Origin of the sequence: Blautia sp. HCP3S3_G3, assembly GCF_052063365.1 — a bacterium.
In the GTDB taxonomy this organism is placed as follows: Bacteria; Bacillota; Clostridia; order Lachnospirales; family Lachnospiraceae; genus Blautia_A.
The window spans coordinates 1-8,120 of record NZ_JBQHXR010000044.1; the positions used below are offsets into that span (position 1 = coordinate 1).

The window sequence follows — 8,120 nt, forward strand, 5'->3', positions numbered from 1 at the left end:
TTATAGGAGTATATTTCCGGGATGTTCAACAGGGCGGAAAGGATGCACTGAACTAGCGGAAGTCCTGCTCAAAATGTCCGTGCAGTGTGCACTCACTGAACGGTATATACACAAATTATTATTGCTATATTCGCTAAAATATTTGACTATTCTCTCCCTATACTATATCTTCACTTTTAAAAAGAGAGCCATTTTACCCTTATTTTTCGCGGAAAAATGACTCTCTCAAAATAATCGAATCTATATAATTTGTAACTATTGCACAATTATTTCTTTTTATTTTTGGTCGTTTCTAATAGTCTTATAGAACATCTTTCGTTGCCACAAGTTTTTGCATTTCCTGTAGCCAGAAATTTTTTGCCACACATCTTGCATTTTTTTATTTTTCTGTCTTTGTTATGCTCCCAAAGATCATACAATGGATTACTGGATTCAACAGTAAATAAGACCTTACTGTCCTCTCCACCTGGAACATTTTTTAGATAAATCTTATCATATGTTGTTCCTTTTTCAATCTTGATATAGTCCTTTTTTTGAAGCCAATTCAAGCCTTTTTTCGTGCAATCAGAGTCAATCATCCGGTCAAAAGTAGCACATGTAAGCTTATTCTTTGTGCCGTGATAAATCCGAATATATTCTGCATCATAATTATCATGTTTCTTTTTAAATCTTTCTAAAAAAACATATAGCAGGAACATGATATATTTATCATTACTTCTGCTTCCAATGGTACGAACATCCATCAGATAATCATACACATCTTTTGTGATCGGTATTAACCTTAATTCTTCCTGTTCTTTCTTTACTTTTTCACGGCTTTCAATTACAGCTTTCTCTTTTTCTTCCGAAGAGATATATACATCTCTTTTTATCGGAATATCAACATCATCTTTGACATTTTCACATAAATTCTGATATAAAATATCTCCAAAACAATTCCAAAGGATATCTTTTTTATCACTCTTATTTTCTCCTGTATGATACTCTATATCAACCAGATAATTAGCAGCTGTCTTTCTATCTGAGATAATTTCTTTAATTTTTGCCATACAATAGATATTAAAAATTTGCTGGACTGCTTCTTCAGTATCCATATCATCCTTAACTTTTTTGTACAGATTTTTCAACTCACTTTTTAGCTCCATGATAAGAGTACGAAGATTTTTATACTCGGATGACTGCCGTTTAACTTTTATCTTTGTATCCATTAACATCTCGGAAATAAATTTTTCTTCAGTGGAATAATCAACTTTTGAAATACCTTTGCTTGTATGGCTACCAACATATTTACTTATCCTGTCACAATTACTTTTTTCGTTATAATCCTGACAAGCTTTTTTCTTTTTGTCTTTAGCATACCGGAAGAACCATGGGCATCTTTCATCTTTGTATTTACCATATTCCTTTGTATACTGCTTTAAGTTCATTGCTTTCTGAGTTTTAAAGTAATCAATGACAAAATTATTGAAAGCACATAGCACTCTAACCATCTTTATATCTGGCTCATTTTCAGAATTAAAAATCTTAGTAACACTATTGGAAACATATCCAATATTTTCATTGTCAAAAAAGCTACTTGTCAAACAGGTCATAATTGCTTTATGCGATATAGGCGCAGGCTCCGCTTTGGTCATATCATAGTATAACGGATATTGGTTCCTGTTGAGTAAATCCAAGAAGGATTTATCATGGACATTGCAAATATGGTCTCCATCCCAATCAGCCATAATCGCCTTTGAAATTAAGTCATGCGAGCTTACCACTGTATCATTACCACTAAACCATTCATTGCAACCATCTGAGCGCAATACTTTTCTTATAGCATGTTCACAATCTGACAAATGCGGATATCGGAGGCAACAGGTTTCATTAATCTCAGGCTTATCATCGTAGTAATGACTGAAAATATATCCTTCTGGGAGTAACCCTTTGGGTACATCCTCTCCCAGAAACAGCCACTCACAGAAAGCAAACAAATCAGGACATATGTAACTCCATGTACCGTCTAAAATCAGTTTGCATCCTTGTGCTTGTTTTCGCGCCGATAAAAAAGCACTTTTCATAGTCTTTTGCACATGAATGTCATTTAACATATCAGGATATTTGAGGATTGCAGCGTGAAAAGGTGATAATACATTTTGAAATACTGTTTTTTGGATGTTTTCTCCAGATTCGGACTCTATCTCTATCTCATCAGCTTCCAGTTCAATTCCCATTAATTTGAGTGCCACCTTAGGATCAGTCTTTGCTTTATTAATATAATCAATTGTTTTTTGTGTTACTTTCTCAATAGCATCATCTGTTAAGTTCTCTCTGGGGATGGTCTGGAATGGCTGGTATGCAACTCTGACTTCATCCTTTGATGTATGGGCACAATTATTAATTGTAATAGATAAACCTGATTCTTTGAAACATCTTCTGTATTCTTCCATGCTATCATAGTATTTTCGCATCTTTAACTGGCTGTCTGTCAGAATCATTTTAGCGTTCAAAAATTCATCTACACTTACTGGATTGTCCCATGCATCTTTCATATGTATATCAGACAGCTTATCATTAAATACTTTGATAAATCTATGAAAATCAAACGGGAACACAGCACCTTTGAGAAATCCACCTCTAATCTGACAACTACAAGGTAACACTCCTGGAAGAAAAAATCCGGCTCCATCCATATGTGCAATGTCAATTTCTTTTTCTGTAGGCTGTATGTCCATTGTATTTATATCAAGAAAATTTACCATACCTTTTACTACAGTCTGGAAATCTGAAACAATAATCACATCATCTATGCTTATATCTGTATCTATTTCTTTACTATTGGAAATACTTAATGCTTTCGCAGAAAAGAACTTACCCATATTAATACCGCCCTTTTCATTGATTCGTTCCTCTGTCAGACCACACATAAGAGATGATTGATTTTTATTCCAGTAATTTTCTTCAAAAAGTGTAATCTCTGTATCTTTCATCTGCCCCGTACTGGACGTATAAAAGACGTAATGTTTTCCGTCCATGTTTACACCGTTTTTTATGATCTGTTCAAGAACACCTGTCAATGATTTACTTCCACATTTTAAGATTAAGAACTGATCCAGTAAAGGAGCATCTGATAAATCAGCATTGCATCGGCGTACACATTCATTTTCGAACCATACTATTCTGTTATCCGTCCTCTTGATATCAGTAATCGCACCTTTATCATCGGTGAAATACAGTGCTGATTTTCGAATCTCTCTCACTTTATCGTCTGGAAATCTCTTGATTTCTTCTTCCAAATATTCCCTAAAAAAATCTTTATGCAACTGCCCCATCAACAGTATAGATGCCTGCACTTCCGTAATATGAAATATGTCGGCTATCATCTGTGGAGTGTAAAAATCATTACCTTCTAATCGTTCTTTTAATTTCTTTTTGCTAATACCATCACAAGCTAAATTATAATAGTCCTGTTCTCTTTCTGTCAGGCAGGTTGAAATATTAAGTTTATATACCTGACATCTTCCAAAATCCAATTTCATTAATGCTCCTATAACCCATTCCTCCCAACATTTCTTATAACAATCACATCCTATACAACCTACAAATATCCACGTTATTCGCCCCATATTCCAACTTTAAATACTCAGGTTATAATTTATCTATCCTGTCATACAAAGTCTCAAAATAGGGGCTATAACTGCGTTTTAACCCTAATACATAGACGCATTTTCACACCACATAAAACATGGATTTTATTTGCAAATTATCCGCAATTTTTGCTCTTCCAATCCTCAATATCAATAATCTCTGCCTGACCATTGTTATTAATCAGTTTGATGTGATAACTTGAAAAGAACATATAGTCAAATATTTGATGTTCTGGCAAATCAGCAGCAGGGGTATTAACCTCTACTGCCGTGATCTGCATACTATAAAGCGATAAATCTGTAATGTAATATATTTTATTTTCTACTTTTAAATATTGAATTTCTGTATCGTTACCCAATAATGTCCTCCCATATTACTTTACTATCTGTATATGACTACTCTTTTCCAATTTAGAGACTTTCCCCGTTTGATTATCCATGATAAATCCACTATCCTCATCCACATCATATGTAGGCAGTCCCATATCCTCAACCCATTGCTCCGCTATGCCTTTGCCTGTTTGCGCACGATACAAAGCACTTGTCACACACATATATTCTACATAAGCACTTCTTAAATCGTTATTCTGATAATCCCATAACAGATCTGACATTTTATCTCTGCCAATCGGTTTATCCCAATCCATCTCAGACAAAACATCCATGGTAAAGAAATAATCTTTACTTTGCCATTTCTCACCATCATACTCTTTTGTGACTGGAAATATTGTCACAAAATTTTTTACTGTTAAGCATCCCAGGACAGAAAATACAACATCAATAAATTCGAATTTCTTTTGACATTCTTCCAATGACTCTGTAGATTTATCCCCTAACTTTTTACACATTCTATCTGAGTCTTGAAGAGAACAGATAAGTTTTATTCCTGCAAAACCAACTTTCATCAGTTTATCTTGCGGTATATCATAGAGACTATTATTTGTGCTATCATATGCTTCCCTTACTGCATTAGTATATTGTCTCTGCCAAGCATTATTGATTTTAATGAGCTTTTGGATTTCATTATTTTTCTCACCAGAATCTGTATTACATTTTACTACTGTAAATTTATTCCCCATCTGCTCACCATCCTTTACGCAATTTTCTTATTTCTAGCTCCGTATACAATCGGTTCCTCTGTCCCATCAATCACTCCATGAGTAACAACAACTTTTCTCGCTCCTACAATATCAGGGATGTCAAACATTACTTGCTGCATTGCTTTTTCAATGATACTTCTCAGACCTCGTGCTCCAATATTTTTCTCAATTGCAAGCTCTGCAATCCTTTTCAGAGCCGATTCTTCAAACTCCAATTTGACTTTATCCATAGCCAGCAATTCCTTGTACTGCTTTGTCAACGCATTCTTTGGTTCTTTGAGAATCCTAATCAGATCTTCTTCAGCTAATGGTTGCAATGTAGTAATAATAGGTAAACGTCCCAGAAGTTCTGGTAATAATCCGAATTTCATTAAATCATGTTGCTGTACATCTGATAAATCAACTGTATCAATCTCATTCTTTATCTGGACATCAGCCCCAAACCCAATAGGCTTACTGTCTGATTTCCTGTTCATAATCTTCTCCAATCCTTCGAATGCGCCGCCACAAATAAAAAGAATATTGCTTGTATCAATATCTATACATTGCGCTTGTGGGTGCCTACGTCCACCAGAGAGAGGAACACTTGATACAGTACCCTCTAATATTTTTAACAATACTTGCTGTACACCTTCGCCAGATACATCACGGGTAATGGATGTGTTCTCACCTCTTCGTGCAAGCTTATCTATCTCGTCAATATAGATGATACCTTTTTCTGCTTTCTCCACATCGAAATTAGCAACCTGTAATAATTTCAGAAGAATAGATTCTACATCTTCTCCTACATAACCAGCTTCTGTCAGTGTAGTAGCATCTGCGATTACAAAGGGAACACCCAAATATTTTGCCAGGCTCTGAGCAAGATATGTCTTACCACTTCCAGTAGAACCAATCATCAGGATATTTGATTTCTGAATTTCTATATCAGATTTCTTTCTCTGGCTGATACGCTTATAATGATTATAGACCGCAACGGACAGAGCCATTTTTGCATTGTCCTGACCAATGACAAACTGATCCAGATGATCCTTAATCTGTCTTGGAGTTGCTAACTGCATATTCTGAGAGATGATTTTTTCCTCTTCTTTTTGTAAAATCTCATGAGCATCATTGACACAATTATCACAGATGTATCCATACTTCCCCTTTAAAAGCTGATGTACTTGTGATTTTGGTCTACCACACATGTAGCATATTTCTGATTGCTTATTATTATTTGCCATATTATTTTGTTCTCCTTCTATCATAGGTAATGGCAGAGATAAGGAATATCCTTGTTATTCTCTTTACTTGTCGTACTGACAGACCATTATATTTTTACTATTTACTTTTTCTTTCTCTTCCGACTGCTTTCCCAACTACGTCCTGCACATTTAGCCATCCGAGAATTATCAAAAATATAATTCATATTTCTTATAAAAGGCTTGCATTTATCATTTTTCACCTTTACAAGAACCTTATTTTCTTTATCAAAAATTTCAATAACTGTAACAGTAATTGTGCCAGAATAACTACAGGTATAATATTTGTTTCCTACTTTAATATCTTCTGGTTTTACTGGTATCGGCTTTATATATCCCATTAGGCCTTCTCCTTTACAATCTATTCATATGTCGCTTTCTTTTCTTTGCTTCTTTCTTTTTCTTTGGCGACAGCATTTTCATATTAGATGTCTTTAGTCGCACTAGCAGATTGCAAGCCTTTAGGCGAAGCAAGATGCGTAGTAAGACTTGACAGATAATATTAAAATGTTCGGTCAAAGAAAAGAAAGAAGATTCAACTAATAATAATAAAAAAAAGTATTTTTATCTGGGGTACTTTTTATGCAATTCCTTACTTATAGTAAGGTTTTGCACATTTTGTACCCCTCATAATCAAGGTGGTTTCTTACAACTTATAATCCAATGTCTGATCTGCTTTCCATTCTCTTTAAAACGCTCACTTCTAATCTCATATGGATATTTCATATCAGATAGATATTGCATGATACTACCTATAGACTTCTGCAACCGATTAAATCTGTCTCTAAGATTACATAGTTTTACAAATTCTTGCTGTTGTTGTTTTGACATCCTGATACCAATATGTTTCTTGAGATATATTTCTATCGAATCCATCTGTTTCTCTGCAATAATATCTTCCATATCTACGTTTTTTCCATCAACTGTATCACCTAAATAGTTTAATATTTCTTCTTTATATGAGGTAACTTTGTTTTTCATATCAGTCACTAATTTTTCATCGTGTAACAATTTATCATATCTAAGTGTGTTGATTGTCCAATCATTTTTCATGTCAAAATCGAAATAAATTGTATAATCTTTATATGATCTATCTTTCCCATATTCACTTATCCATTTACTTCTGTCTTCTAAAAACAATCGTGGCGATTTCAAATTTTTCGCAATAGTATCCAAGAATAGATTCACTTCATAATACTGATAATCTCTTATGTAAAATACACAAGTGTCATTTTCATCTAATATTCTTTTACGTCCCAAACATTGAATGGCACTTTCAATATCAAATACATCACAGATGATATGCCTAATCTTTTTATCTTTAAAATCCACACCATTATCAAGTACTTTAGTTGTCACTAAAACCCTTCCATCAAATGTATAACCGCCTGTTTTATTGTCATAATAAATTGCATCATCTGAGCAATGTTTTCTTATAAATTGGTTCTTATCTTTCCTGGTCTTAGATTTCTTTTTTTCTTTAGATTTTTCTTTTTTATCACCATCTTCTTCATCTTCATCATAATTTGAGCACATAAATTTCATAAACCTTAGTGGGGAATCTTGAATAAATTTATCATCTTCACCCATTCCTTTATCAGGTGAATAATCCAAGTAGAATTTCTGCATTTTTGTTAAACTATTACAAAAATACATTATTTTTTCGTCCGGAGATTCTCTTAAAATCTTATCCACAATTCCTTTTACACTTCCTTTTTGACCCTTAAACCATAGCACTTTTTCAACGTAATTATAATCTGTTGGAAGATAATATTTTAATGGATTAGACTCGTTATTCTTCTTGATATCTTTTTCAATACGTCCGAAAATATTCTTATAAGTTGCCGTCATATAAATAACAGTTGAATGAACTCGATTGAAAATATATTCATAAACAACATCTGTATATAAATTAAATTCTGCATCCGCTAAGAAGAAATGCGCTTCATCACAAATATACACATCATATTCTGGAATATCATCGCCTTTCAGAATAATTTGGGTTAATTTCTGATATGAATTACAATCAACTCTTGTGGTCCTATGTCAAGATTTAGTACAAGTTAAAATGAGGTTTTCCTCATCTTAACTTGCCATCAGCAATTCGTCTTTCTAGATTCTACGATACAGTTCTTCATAATCATTTG

6 protein-coding genes are annotated in these 8,120 nt (G+C 33.7%); all 6 read right to left on the bottom strand.

Features of this window, described 5'->3' with window-relative positions:
- Window positions 1-266: 266 nt before the first annotated feature.
- Window positions 267-3,521, bottom strand: coding sequence for a hypothetical protein (locus ACTNEW_RS15910; RefSeq protein WP_441062742.1), 3,255 nt, complete (start codon window positions 3,519-3,521; stop codon window positions 267-269).
- Between the two features lie 224 nt (window positions 3,522-3,745).
- Window positions 3,746-3,988: a hypothetical protein gene (locus tag ACTNEW_RS15915; RefSeq protein ID WP_441062744.1), complete on the bottom strand. Its 243-nt coding sequence runs from the start codon at window positions 3,986-3,988 to the stop codon at window positions 3,746-3,748.
- A gap of 15 nt (window positions 3,989-4,003) precedes the next feature.
- On the bottom strand, window positions 4,004-4,708 hold the full coding sequence (locus tag ACTNEW_RS15920; RefSeq protein WP_441062745.1) for a hypothetical protein: 705 nt from the start codon (window positions 4,706-4,708) through the stop codon (window positions 4,004-4,006).
- Window positions 4,709-4,722: 14 nt separating this feature from the next.
- Window positions 4,723-5,955: an ATP-dependent Clp protease ATP-binding subunit ClpX gene (gene clpX, locus ACTNEW_RS15925; RefSeq protein WP_441062746.1), complete on the bottom strand. Its 1,233-nt coding sequence runs from the start codon at window positions 5,953-5,955 to the stop codon at window positions 4,723-4,725.
- A 101-nt stretch (window positions 5,956-6,056) separates the two neighbouring features.
- Entirely contained in the window at window positions 6,057-6,314 is a 258-nt protein-coding gene (locus ACTNEW_RS15930; protein ID WP_441062748.1) for a hypothetical protein, read from the bottom strand.
- A gap of 292 nt (window positions 6,315-6,606) precedes the next feature.
- Window positions 6,607-7,935, bottom strand: a complete 1,329-nt coding sequence (locus ACTNEW_RS15935; protein ID WP_441062749.1) for a hypothetical protein — start codon at window positions 7,933-7,935, stop codon at window positions 6,607-6,609.
- Window positions 7,936-8,120: the final 185 nt, after the last annotated feature.